Origin of the sequence: Streptomyces sp. NPDC058198 (assembly GCF_042882605.1) — a bacterium.
GTDB lineage: Bacteria > Actinomycetota > Actinomycetes > Streptomycetales > Streptomycetaceae > Streptomyces.
Map to the genome: position 1 here is coordinate 496,716 of NZ_JBHVVP010000003.1, position 18,228 is coordinate 514,943.

18 protein-coding genes are annotated in these 18,228 nt (G+C 69.3%); 14 read left to right on the forward strand and 4 right to left on the reverse strand.

Going from position 1 to position 18,228, the window contains the following annotated elements; all coding sequences use genetic code 11:
• The first annotated feature begins 134 nt into the window (after positions 1 to 134).
• The 10 genes from ACFVWW_RS14525 (at position 135) to ACFVWW_RS14570 (ending at position 8,537) form a co-directional block, all read left to right on the forward strand.
• On the forward strand, positions 135 to 572 hold the full coding sequence (locus ACFVWW_RS14525) for a hypothetical protein (RefSeq protein WP_384186367.1): 438 nt from the start codon (positions 135 to 137) through the stop codon (positions 570 to 572).
• A gap of 210 nt (positions 573 to 782) precedes the next feature.
• On the forward strand, positions 783 to 1,619 hold the full coding sequence (atpB, locus tag ACFVWW_RS14530; protein WP_384186482.1) for a F0F1 ATP synthase subunit A: 837 nt from the start codon (positions 783 to 785) through the stop codon (positions 1,617 to 1,619).
• Positions 1,620 to 1,694: 75 nt separating this feature from the next.
• A complete protein-coding gene (gene atpE, locus ACFVWW_RS14535) occupies positions 1,695 to 1,925 on the forward strand; it encodes an ATP synthase F0 subunit C (RefSeq protein ID WP_066950113.1) in 231 nt (76 codons plus the stop codon).
• 34 nt (positions 1,926 to 1,959) lie between these two features.
• A complete protein-coding gene (locus ACFVWW_RS14540) occupies positions 1,960 to 2,514 on the forward strand; it encodes a F0F1 ATP synthase subunit B (protein WP_384186371.1) in 555 nt (184 codons plus the stop codon).
• Positions 2,511 to 3,326 carry a F0F1 ATP synthase subunit delta gene (locus ACFVWW_RS14545; RefSeq protein WP_384186374.1) on the forward strand — a complete coding sequence of 272 codons (816 nt, stop codon included), beginning with the start codon at positions 2,511 to 2,513 and terminating at the stop codon, positions 3,324 to 3,326. Before ACFVWW_RS14540 ends, ACFVWW_RS14545 begins: the two co-directional genes overlap by 4 nt.
• 145 nt (positions 3,327 to 3,471) lie before the next feature.
• Positions 3,472 to 5,067 (forward strand): F0F1 ATP synthase subunit alpha, encoded by a 1,596-nt coding sequence (gene atpA / locus ACFVWW_RS14550; RefSeq protein ID WP_384186377.1) that lies wholly within the window; start codon positions 3,472 to 3,474, stop codon positions 5,065 to 5,067.
• Positions 5,068 to 5,087: 20 nt separating this feature from the next.
• Positions 5,088 to 6,005 (forward strand): F0F1 ATP synthase subunit gamma, encoded by a 918-nt coding sequence (locus tag ACFVWW_RS14555; RefSeq protein ID WP_384186379.1) that lies wholly within the window; start codon positions 5,088 to 5,090, stop codon positions 6,003 to 6,005.
• The gene (gene atpD, locus ACFVWW_RS14560; RefSeq protein WP_384186382.1) at positions 6,005 to 7,459 is read left to right on the forward strand and encodes a F0F1 ATP synthase subunit beta; all 1,455 of its coding nucleotides are present in this window, start codon (positions 6,005 to 6,007) and stop codon (positions 7,457 to 7,459) included. The genes ACFVWW_RS14555 and atpD overlap by 1 nt, the downstream gene beginning before the upstream one ends.
• Positions 7,460 to 7,581: 122 nt before the next feature.
• Positions 7,582 to 7,956, forward strand: coding sequence for a F0F1 ATP synthase subunit epsilon (locus tag ACFVWW_RS14565; RefSeq protein WP_384186385.1), 375 nt, complete (start codon positions 7,582 to 7,584; stop codon positions 7,954 to 7,956).
• 134 nt (positions 7,957 to 8,090) lie between these two features.
• Positions 8,091 to 8,537: a DUF2550 domain-containing protein gene (locus ACFVWW_RS14570; RefSeq protein WP_384186388.1), complete on the forward strand. Its 447-nt coding sequence runs from the start codon at positions 8,091 to 8,093 to the stop codon at positions 8,535 to 8,537.
• Positions 8,538 to 8,629: 92 nt separating this feature from the next.
• Here the strand turns inward: ACFVWW_RS14570 and ACFVWW_RS14575 are convergent, their stop codons facing one another.
• The 3 genes from ACFVWW_RS14575 to ACFVWW_RS14585 form a co-directional block, all read right to left on the reverse strand.
• Positions 8,630 to 10,396 (reverse strand): glycosyl hydrolase family 18 protein, encoded by a 1,767-nt coding sequence (locus ACFVWW_RS14575; protein ID WP_386878327.1) that lies wholly within the window; start codon positions 10,394 to 10,396, stop codon positions 8,630 to 8,632.
• A gap of 254 nt (positions 10,397 to 10,650) precedes the next feature.
• Positions 10,651 to 11,301 carry a response regulator gene (locus tag ACFVWW_RS14580; protein ID WP_386878192.1) on the reverse strand — a complete coding sequence of 217 codons (651 nt, stop codon included), beginning with the start codon at positions 11,299 to 11,301 and terminating at the stop codon, positions 10,651 to 10,653.
• Positions 11,298 to 12,491: a sensor histidine kinase gene (locus ACFVWW_RS14585; RefSeq protein ID WP_386878193.1), complete on the reverse strand. Its 1,194-nt coding sequence runs from the start codon at positions 12,489 to 12,491 to the stop codon at positions 11,298 to 11,300. Before ACFVWW_RS14585 ends, ACFVWW_RS14580 begins: the two co-directional genes overlap by 4 nt.
• A 151-nt stretch (positions 12,492 to 12,642) precedes the next feature.
• Here ACFVWW_RS14585 and ACFVWW_RS14590 point away from each other — a divergent pair, with 151 nt between their 5' ends.
• Complete coding sequence (locus ACFVWW_RS14590; protein ID WP_386878194.1) at positions 12,643 to 13,191, forward strand: hypothetical protein; 549 nt, start codon at positions 12,643 to 12,645, stop codon at positions 13,189 to 13,191.
• 23 nt (positions 13,192 to 13,214) lie between these two features.
• Here the strand turns inward: ACFVWW_RS14590 and ACFVWW_RS14595 are convergent, their stop codons facing one another.
• Positions 13,215 to 13,787, reverse strand: a complete 573-nt coding sequence (locus ACFVWW_RS14595) for a cob(I)yrinic acid a,c-diamide adenosyltransferase (RefSeq protein WP_384335544.1) — start codon at positions 13,785 to 13,787, stop codon at positions 13,215 to 13,217.
• 293 nt (positions 13,788 to 14,080) lie between these two features.
• Here ACFVWW_RS14595 and ACFVWW_RS14600 point away from each other — a divergent pair, with 293 nt between their 5' ends.
• The 3 genes from ACFVWW_RS14600 (at position 14,081) to ACFVWW_RS14610 (ending at position 18,227) form a co-directional block, all read left to right on the forward strand.
• Positions 14,081 to 14,929, forward strand: coding sequence for a 3-hydroxyacyl-CoA dehydrogenase family protein (locus tag ACFVWW_RS14600; RefSeq protein WP_384186403.1), 849 nt, complete (start codon positions 14,081 to 14,083; stop codon positions 14,927 to 14,929).
• 146 nt (positions 14,930 to 15,075) lie between these two features.
• Positions 15,076 to 15,399, forward strand: coding sequence for an STAS domain-containing protein (locus tag ACFVWW_RS14605; RefSeq protein WP_384186406.1), 324 nt, complete (start codon positions 15,076 to 15,078; stop codon positions 15,397 to 15,399).
• Positions 15,400 to 15,593: 194 nt separating this feature from the next.
• Positions 15,594 to 18,227, forward strand: a complete 2,634-nt coding sequence (locus tag ACFVWW_RS14610) for an ATP-binding protein (protein WP_386878195.1) — start codon at positions 15,594 to 15,596, stop codon at positions 18,225 to 18,227.
• Position 18,228 lies beyond the last annotated feature (1 nt).

Below are 18,228 nucleotides of genomic sequence, written 5' to 3' on the forward strand. Positions count from 1 at the left end.
TTCACGAGACCCGGCGACAGAGCCGAAGGACCGTAGTGCGACGGTCCGTTGGCCCGAGAAACCTTCTCTCGGACCGGGCATACGCTCGTCCATGACGACACCATCTGCCCCACCCAGTCAGCGGAGCTGCCGCCATGCCGTCCAACGACGTCCGGAACCTCCTTCACACCGCCGTACCCACTGCTGCCGTCGGCGTCATCGCCGCGGTGACCGGTGGTGTGCTCGCGGGCGGGAAGGGAGCTCTGGGCGCCGCTGTCGGTGCGCTGGTGGTCATCCTCTTCATGGGGATCGGGCTCGTGGTGCTCCAGTGGGTGGCGAAGTCACTGCCGCACTTGTTCCAGGCGATGGGCCTGATGCTCTACACGGCCCAGCTGTTGCTGCTCTTCATCTTCGTGGCCGCTTTCAAGAACACCACGCTGTTCAACCCGAAGGCCTTTGCCCTCACGCTCGTTGTGGCGACCCTCGTCTGGGTCGCAGCTCAGGCCCGTGCGCACATGAAGGCCAAGATTCTTTACGTCGAACCCGAGTCCTCGAAGGCCAACGCGGCCGAGAAGACGGGGTCGTCGACGTGAGGAGTAGGGCCGGGATAAGTACTCGTTCGAGATCCTGCTATCGTCCGGTGCCAACTGCGGCATTGCGGGCGCGGGCATCCGAGCTGACGCCTGTTCTCACGCGAGGCTCAACGCCCGACCGCCGTCCTCACATCCGTCACACCAGTCCAGTGCCGAACCGCGGCTGCGCGCCGCGCCGACACAACGAGGTTGCCGTACCTATGCGCCATGCTGAAGGAGCCCGCGGTGAGTGCTGACCCGACGCAGGTGCTCGCCTTCGAGACCGACTGCCACATCTTCGAAGGATGTGGCTTCCCGGCACCCGGCCTGCACTCGTTCCTGTTCGAGCCGATTGTCGGCAACGCGGACAGCAACTTGTACTTCAACAAGACGATGCTGCTGGCGCTGCTCGGCTCGATCGTCATCGTCGGCTTCTTCTGGGCCGCTTTCCGTAAGCCGAAGGTTGTCCCGGGCAAGCTTCAGATGGTGGCCGAGGCCGGCTACGACTTCGTACGCCGAGGCGTCGTCTACGAGGTCATCGGCAAGAAGGAGGGCGAGAAGTACGTACCGCTGGTCGTCTCGCTGTTCTTCTTCGTCTGGATCATGAACCTCTGGTCGATCGTCCCGGTCGCTCAGTTCCCGGTGACGGCGATCATCGCCTATCCGGCGGCGCTGGCGGCGATCGTCTACGTCCTGTGGGTGTCGCTGACCTTCAAGCGGCACGGCTTCGTCGGCGCCTTCAAGAACTTCACCGGCTACGACAAGTCGCTCGGCCCGGTTCTGCCGCTGGCCATGGTCATCGAGTTCTTCTCGAACCTGCTGGTCCGGCCGTTCACGCACGCGGTGCGACTCTTCGCGAACATGTTCGCGGGCCACACGCTGCTGCTGCTCTTCACGATCGCCAGCTGGTACCTGCTGAACGGCATCGGGATCGCGTACGCCGGCGTCTCGTTCGTGATGGTTCTCGTGATGACCGCCTTCGAGCTCTTCATCCAGGCGCTTCAGGCGTACGTATTCGTGCTCCTGACCTGCACCTACATCCAGGGCGCGCTCGCCGAGAAGCACTGATCGCCCTCCCCCTCAGACCCCCAGACGTCCGGTGGCCAACCCCCACCGGTCCGTGAAAGAGAAGGAAGAACTGGCATGTCCCAGACTCTTGCCGCCGTATCCGGTTCGCTCGGCTCCATCGGCTACGGCCTGGCCGCCATTGGTCCCGGCGTCGGCGTCGGCATCATCTTCGGTAACGGCACCCAGGCCCTCGCCCGTCAGCCCGAGGCTGCCGGTCTGATCCGTACCAACCAGATCCTTGGCTTCGCCTTCTGTGAGGCGCTCGCCCTCATCGGCCTGGTCATGCCGTTCGTCTACGGGATCTGATTCACGACCAGCCCACTAGACGAAAGGCACTGATATGAGCCCGTTGCTCACTATCGCGGCTGAGGAGTTGCAGAGTCCTCTCATTCCGCCGATTCCCGAGCTCGTCATCGGCCTGCTCGCCTTCGTCATCGTCTTCGGCTTCCTTGCCAAGAAGCTTCTCCCGAACATCAACAAGGTTCTGGACGAGCGACGCGAGGCCATCGAGGGCGGTATCGAGAAGGCCGACGCCGCCAAGACCGAGGCCCAGAGCGTCCTTGAGCAGTACAAGGCGCAGCTCGCCGAGGCCCGGCACGAGGCCGCCCGTCTCCGCCAGGAGGCGACCGAGCAGGGCACCGTGATCATCCAGGAGATGAAAGCGGAAGGCCAGCGGCAGCGCGAAGAGATCATCGCCGCCGGTCACACCCAGATCGAGGCCGACCGCAAGGCCGCGGCCAGCGCGCTGCGCCAGGACGTGGGCAAGCTCGCCACCGAACTGGCCGGCAAGCTCGTCGGTGAGTCCCTCGAGGACCACGCCCGGCAGAGCCGCACCATCGACCGCTTCCTCGACGAGCTTGAGGACGGCGCTGCGAAGGCCGAGGCCACGCGATGAACGGTGCGAGCCGCGAGGCACTGGCCGCCGCCCGTGAGCGCCTCGACGCGCTGACCGACAACACGTCGGTCGACGCCGAGAAGCTCGCCGACGAGCTGGCCGCCGTTACCGCGCTGCTCCACCGCGAGGTGTCGCTGCGCCGGGTCCTGACCGACCCGGCTCAGGCCGGCGAGGCCAAGGCCGAGCTGGCGGCGCGGCTGCTGAACGGCCAGGTGGGCGGCCCGGCCGTCGACCTGATCTCCGGCATGGTGCGTTCCCGCTGGTCGCAGCCGCGTGACCTGGTCGACTCGGTGGAGGAGCTGGCGGCCACCGCCGAGCTCACCGCCGCGGAGCGGTCCGGCGCGCTCGACGACGTCGAGGACGAGCTGTTCCGGTTCGGCCGGATCGTCGAGTCCAGCACCGAGCTGCGTGCCGCGCTGACCGACCGGTCGGCGACGGTCTCCGCCAAGACCACGCTGCTGCACAGCCTGCTGGGCGGCCGGGCCAATCCGGCCACCGAACGCCTGGTAGTGCGTCTTGTGACACAGCCCCGGGGACGTAGCCTGGAAGCGGGTCTCCAGACCCTGTCCCGGCTCGCCGCGGCGCGCAGGGACCGCATGGTCGCTGTCGTCACCTCGGCGGTGCCCCTCACGGACGGACAGAAGCAGCGCCTCGGCGCCGCTCTGGCGAAGCTGTACGGCCACCCCATGCACCTGAATCTGGACGTGGACCCCGAGGTCCTCGGCGGGATCTCGGTGCGGGTCGGCGACGAGGTCATCAACGGCACCGTCGCGGAACGTCTCGAAGACGCGGCACGGCGGCTCGCCGGCTGACCGCCGGCAACAGAACAGAGCAAGACGAGCGGCCCGGTTGGGCCGTGCAGAGATTGCAGAAGATTCCTGGGGGTCGCCCCCAGACCCCGAGATACGCAGACCCCCAAAGAAACTTCGGGCCCAACAAGGAGAGCAGGGAACCCAGATGGCGGAGCTCACGATCCGGCCGGAGGAGATCCGGGACGCGCTGGAGAACTTTGTCCAGTCGTACAAGCCGGACGCGGCCTCGCGCGAGGAGGTCGGTACGGTCAGCGTGGCCGGAGATGGCATCGCCAAGGTCGAGGGTCTTCCCTCGGCCATGGCGAACGAGCTGCTGAAGTTCGAGGACGGCACCCTCGGTCTCGCCCTCAACCTCGAGGAGCGCGAGATCGGTTCGATCATCCTCGGTGAGTTCAGCGGTATCGAGGAGGGACAGTCGGTCACCCGTACCGGCGAGGTCCTCTCCGTCGCTGTCGGCGAGGGCTACCTGGGTCGCGTCGTCGACCCGCTCGGCACCCCGATCGACGGACTCGGCGAGATCGAGACCGAAGGACGCCGCGCCCTGGAGCTGCAGGCCCCGGGCGTCATGATCCGTAAGTCGGTCCACGAGCCGATGCAGACCGGCTACAAGGCTGTCGACGCCATGGTGCCGATCGGCCGTGGCCAGCGTCAGCTGATCATCGGTGACCGGCAGACCGGCAAGACCGCGCTGGCCGTTGACACGATCATCAACCAGCGCGACAACTGGCGCTCGGGCGACACGAAGAAGCAGGTCCGCTGCATCTACGTCGCCATCGGCCAGAAGGGCTCCACCATCGCGTCCGTGCGCGGTGCCCTGGAGGAGGCCGGCGCGCTCGAGTACACGACGATCGTGGCCGCCCCCGCGTCCGACCCGGCCGGCTTCAAGTACCTGGCGCCGTACACCGGCTCGGCCATCGGCCAGCACTGGATGTACCAGGGCAAGCACGTCCTGATCATCTTCGACGACCTTTCGAAGCAGGCCGACGCCTACCGCGCCGTGTCCCTGCTGCTGCGCCGTCCGCCGGGCCGTGAGGCCTACCCGGGCGACGTCTTCTACCTGCACTCGCGTCTGCTGGAGCGTTGCGCCAAGCTCTCCGACGCGATGGGCGCCGGTTCGATGACGGGTCTCCCGATCGTCGAGACGAAGGCCAACGACGTGTCGGCGTTCATCCCGACCAACGTCATCTCCATCACCGACGGACAGTGCTTCCTGGAGTCCGACCTGTTCAACGCCGGCCAGCGGCCCGCGCTGAACGTCGGTATCTCGGTCTCCCGAGTCGGTGGCTCCGCCCAGCACAAGGCCATGAAGCAGGTCTCCGGCCGACTGCGTGTGGACCTCGCCCAGTACCGCGAGCTGGAGGCGTTCGCGTCCTTCGGCTCCGACCTGGACGCGGCCTCCAAGGCGTCCCTGGAGCGCGGTAAGCGCATGGTCGAGCTGCTGAAGCAGCCGCAGTACTCGCCGTATCCGGTGGAGGAGCAGGTCGTCTCCGTCTGGGCCGGCACCACCGGCAAGATGGACGACGTACCGGTCAACGACATTCGTCGCTTCGAGACCGAGCTGCTGGAGTACCTGCGCCGCGAGCGCAAGGAACTGCTCAGCAGCATCGCCGAGGGCGGCAAGATGTCCGACGACACGCTGCAGTCCGTCGCGGACGCCATCACCGCCTTCAAGCGGCAGTTCGAGACCTCGGACGGCAAGCTCCTGGGCGACGACGCGCCGGCCGCCAACGTCTCCAAGTGACGACGGAAGGGACCTGACTCATGGGAGCCCAGCTCCGGGTCTACAAGCGTCGCATCAAATCCGTCACCGCGACCAAGAAGATCACCAAGGCGATGGAGATGATCGCCGCCTCGCGCATCGTCAAGGCGCAGCGCCAGGTGGCGGCCTCCACGCCGTACGCGACCGAGCTGACCCGCGCGGTCACCGCGGTGGCGACGGGATCGACGACCAAGCACCCGCTGACCACCGAGGTGGAGTCACCGGTACGCGCCGCGGTCCTGCTCATCACGAGCGACCGCGGTCTGGCCGGCGGCTACTCCTCGAACGCCATCAAGGCGGCGGAGCAGCTCTCCGGGCGGCTCCGCGCTGCGGGCAAGGAGGTCGACACGTACATCGTCGGCCGCAAGGGTGTCGCCTACTACGGCTTCCGTGAGCGCAAGGTCACGGACTCGTGGAGCGGCTTCACCGACAACCCGACGTACGCGGACGCCAAGGAGGTCGCGGCGCCCCTGATCGCGGCTGTCCAGCAGGACACGGCCGAGGGCGGCGTGGACGAGCTCCACATCGTCTTCACCGAGTTCGTCTCGATGCTGACGCAGACGCCGGTGCAGAACCGGCTGCTGCCCCTCAGCCTCGAGCAGGCGGCTGAAGAGTCCGGTACGAAGGGCGAGATCCTTCCGCTGTTCGACTTCGAGCCGTCGGCGGAGGACGTCCTCGACGCTCTGCTGCCGCGCTACGTCGAGAGCCGTATCTACAACGCGCTGCTCCAGGCCGCTGCTTCCAAGCACGCTGCCACCCGCCGCGCGATGAAGTCGGCGACCGACAACGCCGGAGAGCTCATCAAGACGCTCTCCCGGCTTGCCAACGCGGCCCGCCAGGCCGAAATCACCCAGGAAATCAGCGAGATCGTCGGTGGCGCCAGCGCCCTGGCCGACGCGACCGCGGGGAGTGACAAATAATGACCACCACTGTTGAGCCGACCGCTCCTGCCGGCGTGGCCACTGGCCGTGTCGCGCGGGTCATCGGCCCGGTTGTCGACGTGGAGTTCCCCGTCGACGCGATGCCGGACATCTACAACGCACTGACCGTCGAGGTGGCCGACCCGGCCGAGGACGGCAAGATCAAGAAGCTGACCCTCGAGGTCGCCCAGCACCTGGGTGACGGTGTGGTCCGCGCCATCTCGATGCAGCCCACCGACGGTCTGGTCCGCCAGGCCCCGGTGACCGACACGGGCAACGGCATCACGGTGCCGGTCGGCGATATCACCAAGGGCAAGGTGTTCAACACCCTCGGTGAGATCCTGAACAAGCCCGAGGCCGAGTCGGAGATCACCGAGCGCTGGCCGATCCACCGCAAGGCCCCGGCCTTCGACCAGCTCGAGTCCAAGACCGAGATGTTCGAGACCGGCGTCAAGGTCATCGACCTGCTGACCCCGTACGTCAAGGGCGGCAAGATCGGTCTGTTCGGTGGTGCCGGTGTCGGCAAGACCGTGCTGATCCAGGAAATGATCTACCGCGTCGCCAACAACCACGACGGTGTGTCGGTGTTCGCGGGCGTCGGTGAGCGTACCCGTGAGGGCAACGACCTCATCGAGGAGATGGCCGAGTCCGGCGTCATCGACAAGACGGCGCTTGTCTTCGGTCAGATGGACGAGCCCCCGGGCACCCGTCTGCGCGTCGCGCTGGCCGGTCTGACCATGGCGGAGTACTTCCGCGATGTGCAGAAGCAGGACGTGCTCTTCTTCATCGACAACATCTTCCGGTACACCCAGGCCGGTTCCGAGGTGTCCACCCTGCTCGGCCGTATGCCGTCCGCGGTGGGTTACCAGCCGAACCTGGCGGACGAGATGGGTCTCCTGCAGGAGCGCATCACCTCGACCCGCGGTCACTCGATCACCTCGATGCAGGCGATCTACGTCCCCGCGGACGACCTGACCGACCCGGCTCCGGCCACCACCTTCGCCCACCTCGACGCGACGACGGTGCTCTCCCGTCCGATCTCCGAGAAGGGCATCTACCCGGCCGTGGACCCGCTGGACTCCACGTCCCGGATCCTGGACCCGCGCTACATCGCGCAGGACCACTACGACACGGCGACCCGTGTCAAGGGAATCCTGCAGAAGTACAAGGACCTCCAGGACATCATCGCGATCCTCGGTATCGACGAGCTGGGCGAGGAGGACAAGCTCGTTGTCCACCGTGCCCGTCGCGTCGAGCGCTTCCTGTCGCAGAACACCCACGTCGCCAAGCAGTTCACCGGCGTGGACGGTTCGGACGTACCGCTCGACGAGTCGATCACCGCGTTCAACTCGATCTGCGACGGTGAGTACGACCACTTCCCCGAGCAGGCGTTCTTCATGTGCGGTGGCATTGAGGACCTCAAGGCCAACGCCAAGGAGCTCGGCGTCTCCTGAACCGTTCGGTTCACGGAGGGGGGCGGGTTCGTCCCGCCCCCCTCCGACGCTCTCATCGCCACCCCATAGAATTAAGCCCAACACCCGGCCGAACAGCCGGGTGGTGACCCGAGGAGCCACCCATGGCTGCTGAGCTGCATGTCGAGCTGGTCGCCGCGGACCGCAGTGTCTGGTCCGGCGAGGCCACCCTGGTCGTCGCGCGCACCGCGTCCGGCGACATCGGCGTCATGCCCGGTCACCAGCCGCTTCTCGGTGTGCTGGAGTCGGGCCCTGTGACCATCCGTACGAGTGAAGGTGGAACGGTCGTCGCCGCTGTGCACGGCGGCTTCATCTCGTTCGCCGACAACAAGCTTTCGCTGCTGGCGGAGATCGCCGAGCTCGCGGATGAGATCGACACCCAGCGCGCGGAGCATGCGCTGGAGCGCGCCAAGTCGGCCGACGACGACGCCGCCGAGCGGCGCGCCGACGTCCGGCTGCGAGCGGTGGCGGTGCGTTAAGCGCTGCTTTCGCAATGGATTCAACCTCAGCCGCGGCCCGTTCCGGACTCTCCGGACCGGGTCGCGGCTGAGGCGATGCAGGTGCAGGTGCGGTTCTTGGTCCGGTACTGGATGAGGCGAGGAGGTCGGTGTTGATGGTCCTCGCTCTGCTCGTATGCGGACTGGTCGTCGTGCTGGTTGCGGTGGGGCTTTTCGTCTTCGGTCTGCGCCGGCGGCTGATTCAGCGCTCGGGCGGGACCTTCGACTGCAGTCTGCGCTGGAACGTGCCGGAGGAGACCGATCTCTCCGGCAAGGGCTGGGTGTACGGCGTCGCCCGCTACAACGGGGACCGGATCAACTGGTTCCGGGTCTTCTCCTACGCCCCGCGGCCGCGCCGCACCCTGGAGCGCTCCGCGATCGAGGTGCTGGCCCGCCGTGCGCCCCACGGCGAGGAGGAGCTGGCGCTGCTCTCCGACGCGGTCGTCCTCGGCTGTCTGCACCGCGGGGTCCGCCTGGAGCTGGCCATGAGCGACGACGCGCTCACCGGCTTTCTCGCCTGGCTCGAAGCGGCGCCGCCCGGACAGCGTGTGAATGTGGCCTGACCCCGGTCTCTCCGGGACGTGATGAGACGTGATGAAGGGGGCGGCGCTCGGGCGCCGCCCCCTTCATCTCTGTCATCTCTGAGCGCTGACGGCTATCCGAGCCCGTTGTTGATCGCGGTCACCAGCTCGCCGTTGGCGGTGTCACCGGTGAAGTCCCAGAAGAACGCGCCTCCCAGGCCCTGCTGGTTCGCCCAGGCCATCTTGGACGTGATGGTGGCCGGGGTGTCGTAGCTCCACCAGTTGGTGCCGCACTTGGCGTACGAGGTGCCGGCGATGGTGCCGGTGGGCGGGCAGGTGTTCTTGAGGACCTTGTAGTCCTCGATGCCCGCCTCGTACGTGCCCGGCGCGGCGCCGGTCGCGGTGCCACCCGGGGCGGCCTGGGTCACGCCGGTCCAGCCGCGCCCGTAGAAGCCGATGCCGAGCAGCAGCTTCTTGGCCGGCACGCCCTGCGCCTTGAACTTGGCTATCGCCTCGGCGGAGTTGAAGCCCGCCTGCGGGATGCCCGGGTACGAGGTGAGCGGGGAGTGCGGAGCCGTCGGGCCCTGCGCGGCGAAGGCGCCGAAGAAGTCGTAGGTCATCACGTTGAACCAGTCCATGTACTGGGCTGCTCCCGCGTAGTCGACCTTGTCGATCTTGCCGCCGGCCGACGCGTCCGCCGTGACGGCCGCGGTGACCAGGTTGTTCGCGCCGAACTTGGCACGCATGGCCTGCATCATGTTCTTGAAGGACGCGGCGCCGCTGGTGTCACAGGACAGACCACAGGAGTTCGGGTACTCCCAGTCCAGGTCGATGCCGTCGAAGACATCGGCCCAGCGGGGGTCCTCCACCAGGTCGTAGCAGGACTGCGCGAAGGCCGTCGGGTTCTTCACGGCGTCCGGGAAGCCGCCGGACCAGGTCCAGCCGCCGAAGGACCAGAGGACCTTGATGTTCGGGTTCTTCGCCTTGAGCTTGCGCAGCTGGTTGAAGTTGCCGCGCAGCGGCTGGTCCCAGGTGTCGGCGACGCCGTCGACGGCCTGGTCGGCGGTGTACGCCTTGTCGGTCGCCGCGTAGCTGTCACCCATGACGCACTTGCCGCCGGTGACATTGCCGAACGAGTAGTTGATGTGCGTGATCTTGGACGCGGAACCGGACGTCACCAGGTTCTTGACGTGGTAGTTCCGGTCGTAGACGCCCCACTCGGTGAAGTAACCGAGCTTGACCTTGCCGCCCGTGGGGGGTTCGCCGCCGCCACCGCCGGTGGTGCGGACCGCGCGGGAACCGCTGACCGGCCCCGTCTGGTCGGCCGTGTCACGCGCCTGGACGGTGTACGAGTAGTCGGTGCCCGCGGTCAGACCGGTGTTGGTGTACGTCGTACCGGTGACCGTGGCGATCTTCGCGCCGTCCCGCAGGACGTCGTAGTTCTTGATGCCCTTGTCGTCCGTCGCCGCGGTCCAGCTCAGCTTCGCCGAGGTGTTGGTGATCTCGCTGGCGGTCGGGGTGCCGGGGGCGGAGGGCGGGTTGTCGCCGGGGACACTGGGTCCGCCGTCGCACGACGCGCCGTTCAGCTTGCAGCCGGACGGGGATCCCGTACCGGTGCCGTTGAAGCCGAAGCTGACCGAGGCGCCGGGGGCGAGGGTGCCGTTCCAGGTCTTGTTCTTGGCGGTCCAGTGGTTGGCCGCGCCGGTGATGTCGGCGTCCCAGCCGGAGGTGACGGCCGTGCCGGAGGGGAAGTCCCACTCCACGGTCCAGGAGGCGATGCTCGTGGTGCCGGTGTTCTTCACCGTCCACTTGCCCTCGAAGCCCGTGCCCCAGTCGGAGGCCTTGCTGTAGGTGGCGGTCGCCGAGGTGGCGGCCTCCGCGGGGCTGGCCAGTCCCACCATGGCTGCCAGCGGAAGCAGCAGCGCGGTAAGGCCCGCGACGGTTCTGGATCTGAATCGGGGTCTGCGGAGGATGGGTTGGGTGTTCAAGCGTGCTCCTCAGGTGAGTACCGGACAATCCGGGGGTGGTCCGTGCACTGCTCACCCTGCGACGGCTCACCGCAGCGTGTGCGGTGAGAGTAGGAAGGTCTGGACCACTCGTCAATAGGTCCAGACCAAAGGCGGGCCGGTTGGGGCACCGGGCGGGCACGCACCGGTCAGATACCCAACTCCTGAGCGAGGACGGCGGCTTGCACCCGGCTGCGCAGCCCCAGCTTGCCGAGCACCCTGCTGACATGCGTTTTCCCCGTCGCCTCTGCCATCCCGAGCCGGACCGCGATCTCGGCGTTCGACAGCCCTTCGCCCAGGCAGGAGAGCACTTCACGCTCCCGGCGCGTGAGCGCCTCCAGCGCCGCGGGAACGGGCGCGTTCACGGCTCGTACGGGCTTCGGCGCCGCGAATTCGGCGATCAGCCGGCGGGTGACGGCCGGGGCGATCAGACCCTCGCCGCGCGCCACCGTCCGTACCGCCGTGAGCAGATCCCCGGCCTCCGCGTTCTTGAGCAGAAAGCCCGCCGCCCCGGCCCGCAGCGCCCCGAAGACGTACTCGTCCAGATCGAACGTCGTCAGCACCAGCACCTCCGCGAGCCCCTCCGCGACCACCTGCCGGGTCGCCGACACCCCGTCGAGCCGTGGCATCTGCACATCCATCAGCACCAGATCGGGCCGCAGTTCCCGGGCCAGGACGACCGCCTCCGCGCCGTCCGCGGCCTCCCCGACGACCTCGATGTCCCGCGCGCTGCGCAGGATGAGCACCAGCCCCGCGCGCACCGACGCCTGGTCCTCGGCGACCAGAACCCGGATCGTCATACCGTCCCCCGCCCTTCCCCGACGGGCAGTTCCGCCCGTACCTGCCAGATCGTGCCGCCGTCACCGGTGCCGGCGGGACCGGCCTCGAACACGCCGTCGAGCAGCGCGGCCCGCTCCCGCATCCCGACCAGACCGGCGCCGGACCCCGGCGCGCGCGGTCCTGACCGGTCACCGAAAGGACTCCCGATCCGTACGGTCAACGCCTCCTCCGAACAGTCCAGTTCGACGGCGACCGGGCCGGGCGCCGCGTGCTTGAGGGCATTGGTCAGCGACTCCTGGACGATGCGGTACGCGGCCAGCTCGACGGGCGTGGGCAGCTTCGGCCCCGCGCCGCGCCGGTCGTCCAGGGTGAAGGTGAGCCCGCTGGAGGCGCCGTTCGTCCCGGCCTGTTCCAGCAGCGTGTCGAGCGCGGCCAGCGTCGGCGCGGCGGCGGGCTCCGTGTCGGCCCCGCTGTCCCGCAGCAGCCCGATCAGCCGGCGCATCTCGGCCAGCCCGTCGACGCTGTTCTCCCGGATGACGGTGAGCGCCTCGCGCGTGGTCCGCGCGTCGTCCAGCGAGAGCGCGGCGGTCGAGTGGATCGCGATGGCGGAGAGATGGTTGGCGACCATGTCGTGCAGCTCACGGGCCATCCTGGCGCGCTCCGCGGTCACCGCCTGGGTCCGGTCGATCTCGGCCAGCAGCGCGGTCTGCTCGGCCCGCAGCCGGGCCGCCTCCGCGGCGTCCCGGTGGTTGCGCACCAGCACCCCGGTGGTGGCGGGGGCGAAGCTGATCAGCGCGGTGACCACGCCGATCAGCAGGGCGTCCGCCGAGCGGAACCACGCGGCGAACCCGATGGTCACCGCGACCGTGACCAGCGCGGTGGTCCAGGGGATACGGCGGGCGGCGGCGGGCGTCCCGTACAGCACGGCCGCGTACACGATGTCCGTGAACATCAGCACCGTCGCGAGACTGGTGCCCGTGAACTGATCGGCGATCAGGCCGAGCGTGCCGAGGACCAGGGCGGTCTGGGGCGCGGTCCTGCGCAGCAGCTCCAGCCCCGCGAGGACGGTCATCGGTATCAGCGCCCACGCACCGGGCAGCGGTCCGCCCACCTGGGTGTGCACACCGAGTGTCCACAGGACGAGGCCGCCGAGCAGGCCGGCCGCGGCGATCAGGACGTCGTCACGGTGCGGACGGAGGGAAGCGGTCACCCCTCCATCAAACACGGCCCGCCGCGCACCGTCCTCCACGTACCGGGGGAGAGGCGAGTACATCGAAGGATGCAGTGACGGTTCGTCACTGACGACGACGTGTGCGGGGCTTCAGGACAGGAGGCTGGAGGGGACCGGAGGGAGAAGTGCCGTGATCGTCACGCTGATCGTCGTCTGCGAGGCCGGCTTCTGGGTCCTGCTGGCCGGCGGGCTGGCGCTGCGCTATCCGGCCGGGATGCCGCGCGCGGGCGCCGCCGTCCTGCTGCTGGAACCCCTGCTGGAGGTCGTCCTGCTGGTCGCCACGGCCATCGACCTCAAGAACGGCGCGGAGCCGGACTGGAAACACGGCCTGGCCGCGCTCTACCTCGGCTACACCGTCGCCTACGGCCACTACACGATCAGCTGGATCGACGGCCACGCCGCCCACCGCTTCGCCGGCGGCCCGCCACCGGTGAAGCCGCCGCGCTACGGCCTGGCCCGCGCGAAGCACGAGGGCACGCTGTGGCTGCGTACGGTCCTGGCCGCCGCGGTCGCGGCCGGCCTGCTCCAGATCGCGATCTGGTACGTGGACGACGCGAGCAGGACCGGACCGCTGACCGACTGGCAGCTCACCGCGGTGCGGGCCGCCGGGATCCACGGCGTGATCGCCCTGACGTACGCGATCTGGCCGAAGAAGGCCCCGGCGCGCGTGGAGCGCTGATCCGGGCCTCGCTGCCCAACGGCTCAGCGCTCGCCGCCCGGCACCCACAGCACGTCTCCGACCTCCTTGTTCGCCACCCGCGCGAGAATGAACAGGAGGTCGGAGAGACGGTTCAGATACGTCGCCGTCAGCGGGTTCATCAGCTCGCCGTGGACCTCGAACGCCGACCAGGTCGAGCGCTCGGCACGCCGTACCACCGTGCAGGCCTGGTGCAGCAGCGCCGCCCCCGGCGTACCACCGGGCAGGATGAAGCTGCGCAGCTTCTCCAGCTCCTCCAGGAACCGGTCGCAGTCCGCCTCCAGCTTGTCGATGTACGGCTGCTCGACCCGCAGCGGCGGGAACTCCGGGTTCTCCACCACCGGCGTGGCCAGGTCGGCGCCCACGTCGAACAGGTCGTTCTGGACGCGGACGAGGACCTTCACGACCTCCTCGGAAAGCTGCCCCAGGGCGATGGCCGTACCGATGGCGGCATTGGCCTCGTTGGCGTCGGCGTAGGCGGAGATCCGCAGATCGGTCTTGGCGGTACGGCTCATGTCGCCGAGCGCCGTCGTGCCCTTGTCGCCGGTACGGGTGTAGATACGCGTCAGATTGACCATACGGCCAGCCTAGGCCGCGCCCGCGTGGTGGCAGGCGTGGCGGCCGAAGACTCGGCGCGGTGCCGGGCGGGGGCGGTGGGGCCCCATGGACGACATGGAAGAGATCCGGGGGGAAACGGTGCTCAAGTACGCGGTACGCGGCGCCTGATGGACCCCGCCGGTGTGATGTCCGTCATGTGAGACGTGACGCGCATCTCTTCACCGCCACACGGCCGTCCGCGGACGCTAACCTCCGGCAGAGCACGCAAAGGTAAACAGGATGTTAAGGCCGAAGAGGAATCGTGGGGTGCGTCGTGGCCAGGAAGCTCGCCGTCATCGGGGCCGGACTCATGGGGTCGGGTATCGCGCAGGTCTCGGCCCAGGCGGGCTGGGACGTCGTACTGCGTGATGTCACCGATGCGGCCCTGGCCCGGGGAATCGACGGCATCCGGGCCTCCTTCGGCAAGTTCGTCACCAAGGGCAAGCTCGAAGAGGCGGACGCCGACGCGGCGCTCGCCCGGATCACCACCACCACCGACCTCGACGCCGTCGCCGACGCGGACATCGTCGTCGAGGCCGTCTTCGAGCAGCTCGACGTCAAGCACGAGATCTTCCGTACGCTCGACAAGCTCGTACGGGACGACGCCGTCCTCGCCTCCAACACCTCGGCCATCCCGATCACCAAGATCGCGGCGATCACCGAGCGCCCGGAGCGTGTCGTCGGTACGCACTTCTTCTCACCGGTGCCGATGATGCGCCTCTGCGAGCTGGTCCGCGGCTACAAGACGAGCGACGAAACTCTCGCCACCGCACGGGAGTTCGCCGAATCCGTGGGCAAAACGTGCATCGTCGTCAACCGCGATGTGGCAGGCTTCGTCACCACACGACTGATCTCCGCGCTCGTCGTCGAGGCCGCCAAGCTCTACGAGTCGGGCGTCGCGTCCGCGGAGGACATCGACACCGCCTGCAAGCTGGGGTTCGGCCACGCCATGGGCCCCTTGGCCACCGCCGATCTGACGGGCGTCGACATCCTTCTCCATGCGACCGGCAACATCTACACCGAGTCGCAGGACGAGAAGTTCGCACCGCCGGAGCTGATGCGCCGGATGGTGGACGCGGGTGACATCGGCCGCAAGAGCGGGCAGGGGTTCTACAAGCACTGAACCGCGCAGGCCGTCCCGGTACCGCCCCCACAGGGTGAATTCGGTATCGGTTCGCTTACGGACGGCAACTTCTTCGGCCGCACGGCAGTCAGTTGTTGGAAGACAGAACAGACAACGGAGCACAGAAGCACTCTCGGGGAGCGCATATGCACATCAGGGGCGACCACGCCGAGCTGGTCGTCGAGGGCCGCCTCGACGTCCGCAGCGCGGCGGACGCCCGTACGGTCCTGCACTCGGCCGTCGACGACGGAGCCGGCGATCTCGTGCTCGACCTGACCGATCTGGACTCCTGGGACGCCACGGGACTCGGCGTCATCATGGGAGCCCACCGACGTGCGGGGCGCTGTGGCCGCAGACTTGTGCTGCGTGGCGTCCCGCCACAGATGCAGAGACTGCTGGTGGCCACCCGATTGCACCGCATTCTCGCCATCGAGGGCGGAATCGCCGCAGAGTCGCTCCCTCGGGTCTGACCCGGCCACATCGCACAATCATCACGAGACCGTGACGTCTTGGACGGGGTGGCACCCCGCCTGTTCGCGGATACCCTGCGGAGGTCTAGGGTTCGGCCGTCTGCCGATTGACGGACCCATAGAGCAGGCACCGGACTGGATGGGCGTGCGAGGGCCGGGGGGTAACGGCACGCCACGATCTGGGGGCTTTCACCATGGACCCGATGAGCCGGGGACCGGAAGAGTACGGGCACGACGGCGAACACGTCGGCGGGCGCGCGGACTCGCAGCGTCCGCCGCGTGTCGCGATCACGCCGGCGATCACCGCCGCGATCACACCGGCGCTCGCTCCCGCGAGCCCGCCCCCGATCACCTCTTCCCTGGGACATCTCAAGGGCGCCAGCTCCGCCACGCCGGTGCCCGTCCGCACGGTCCAGCTGATCTCGGGCGACTTCCTGCTGACCGTAAATCCCGTCGACGGCAGTGAGATCGAGCTCTGCCCGCCGGGGAGACAGCCCGCCGCCCCCGCCCGGCGCGACGCCAAGGAACGGGCCGATCTGCAGCGCGCCGGCCGGCCGCCCGTACCGCCGGGACCGGCGGCGCCGCCGCTGCCGCTGCTGCAGCGGCGGGAGGAACGCGCCGAGCTGATACGGCTGCTGGGCCGCGGCCGCTCCGTACGCCTCACCGGACCCGCCGGCTCAGGACGCACCGCACTGCTCGAAGCCGTCGCGATGGACTGCGCCGCTCTCGCGCCCGACGGAGTCGTACGGCTCTCCGGCTATCGCCGCACCGTCACCGAGCTGCTGTACGAGCTGCACGCGGCCGTCCACCGGTCCGCGCTCCACCGGCCCGATCGCGCCGGACTGCTCGAACTGGTCCGTGACATCGGCGCGGTCGTCGTCCTGGACGACCTGGAGTTCGGCGGCGAACCGCTGGACGAACTGCTGGCCGCCACACCCGAGTGCGCCTACCTGCTCGCCGTGACTCCCGACATCGACGAGCCGTCGGCGGACGCGCCCCTGGACGAGGTCCTGCTCGGCGGCCTGGGCCGCGGCGCCTCGCTGGAACTGCTGGAGCGCGCCGTCGAACGGCCGCTCACCGACGAGGAGGCGAACTGGGCGGGCGACCTCTGGTTCGAGTCCGAGGGACTGCCGCTGCGCTTCGTCCAGGCGGCGGCGCTGCTGCGCCAGCGCGACCGGCTGCGCCGCGGCCCGGAGGCCTTCGACGAGTTCGAGCCCTTCGACCAGGCTGCCGTGAACGCGCTGTTCGACACGCGCGACGGGTACGACGTACCCCTGCCCAGCCTCGGTGAGGGCGCGGCGCCCGCGGCGCTGCTCGCCTCCCGGCTGAGCGAGGCCGCCCGCGCCACCCTGCGGTTCGCCGTCGCCCTCGGCGGCGAAGTCCCGCACCAGGCCCATCTGCCGGCCCTGGTGGGCGACACGCACGCGGACGCCGCGCTCGGCGAACTGATGAGCTGTGCGCTGCTCACCCCGGTCGGCGGGCGCTACCGGCTCGCCGCCGGAGTCGCCGCCCAGCTGGAGGAGAAGGGGTACGGCGACGACGCCGTGGCCCACGCGCACACCGCCGCCCAGCACTACGCCTGGTGGGCCGGCCACCCCTCGGTCACGCCCGAGCGTGCCGCCGCCGAGGCGGACGCCGTCCTCGCGTCGATGGGGCCGCTGGTACCCGGCCAGGAGTCGGGGCACCCGAGCGCCGCCGTCCTGCTGGCCCGCAGCGCCGCGCCCGCCTTCCTGGCGGGGCTGCACTGGGGCGCCTGGGAGCGGGCCCTGCGGGCCGGCTCGGAGGCCGCCAGGCTCGCCGGGGAGGTCGCGGAAGAGGCGTACTTCCACCATGAGTTGGGCGTGCTCGCGCTCTGCGTCGGAAATCTGGACCGGGCCCGGGCCGAACTGGAGGCCTCGATCGGGATGCGCGGGGCCGTCGCCGACAAGAGCGGCACGGTCGCGGGACGCAGGGCGCTGGCCCTGGTCACGGACCGCGAGAAGGCGCTGTCCGGCGGACGCGCGCCCGTGGGCGAGGAGATGACGCTCGCGCGGTACGAGGAGCAGACGTCGCCGCACGGCGGCGCACCGGCGCTGCCCGGACTGCCGGCGCTGCCGGCCCCGGTCGAGAGCAGGGCGCTGGTCACCCGGCGCGACGTCCCGGCACTCGGCCCCGGCCCGAGCGCCGCCGCGGGTTCGGGCTCGGGCTCGGGCTCCGGCTCGGGTTCGGGTTCCGCTGCCGGTCCCGGTCCCGGCCCCAGGCCCAGGCCCGCGGCGCACGGTCGTCGCCCGGCTGCCGGCGGCGCCCGCCGCAACCTGGTCGCGGCCGGCGCGGGCGCGGTCCTCGCGGCCGTACTGGGCACGGTGGTGACGCTGGGCGCGACCTCGGGCAACGACAACACGCCGACGGACAGGGTCCAGACGGAACAGACCGACCCGGACGACAGCGACGAGGGCCTGCCCGCCGAGCAGCCCACCGACGGCTCGACCCACCGCCCCGGCGGCGGCCAGTCCGAGGCGGGCGTTCCCGGTACGTCCGCACCGACGGGCAGCGGAGCGCCTTCGGGTACGGCGTCGACGCCGGGCGGCTCCACCGGCAGCAGTTCGTCCCCGGCCGGCAATCCGTCGACGCCGGGCAAGCCGCCGAAGCCCCCGACCAAGCCGCCGACGAGCCCTTCCACCAAGCCGCCGGGCAGCCCGTCGTCGAGCCCGTCGGGCACCCCCTCGACCTCGCCGTCCGAGACGCCCACCGGCGACCCGACATCCCCGTCGGAACCCGCCACCACGGCAAGCGGCACATCCCCCAGCATCACCGAACCCACCCCGGAGCCCGACGACACATTCCTCTAAC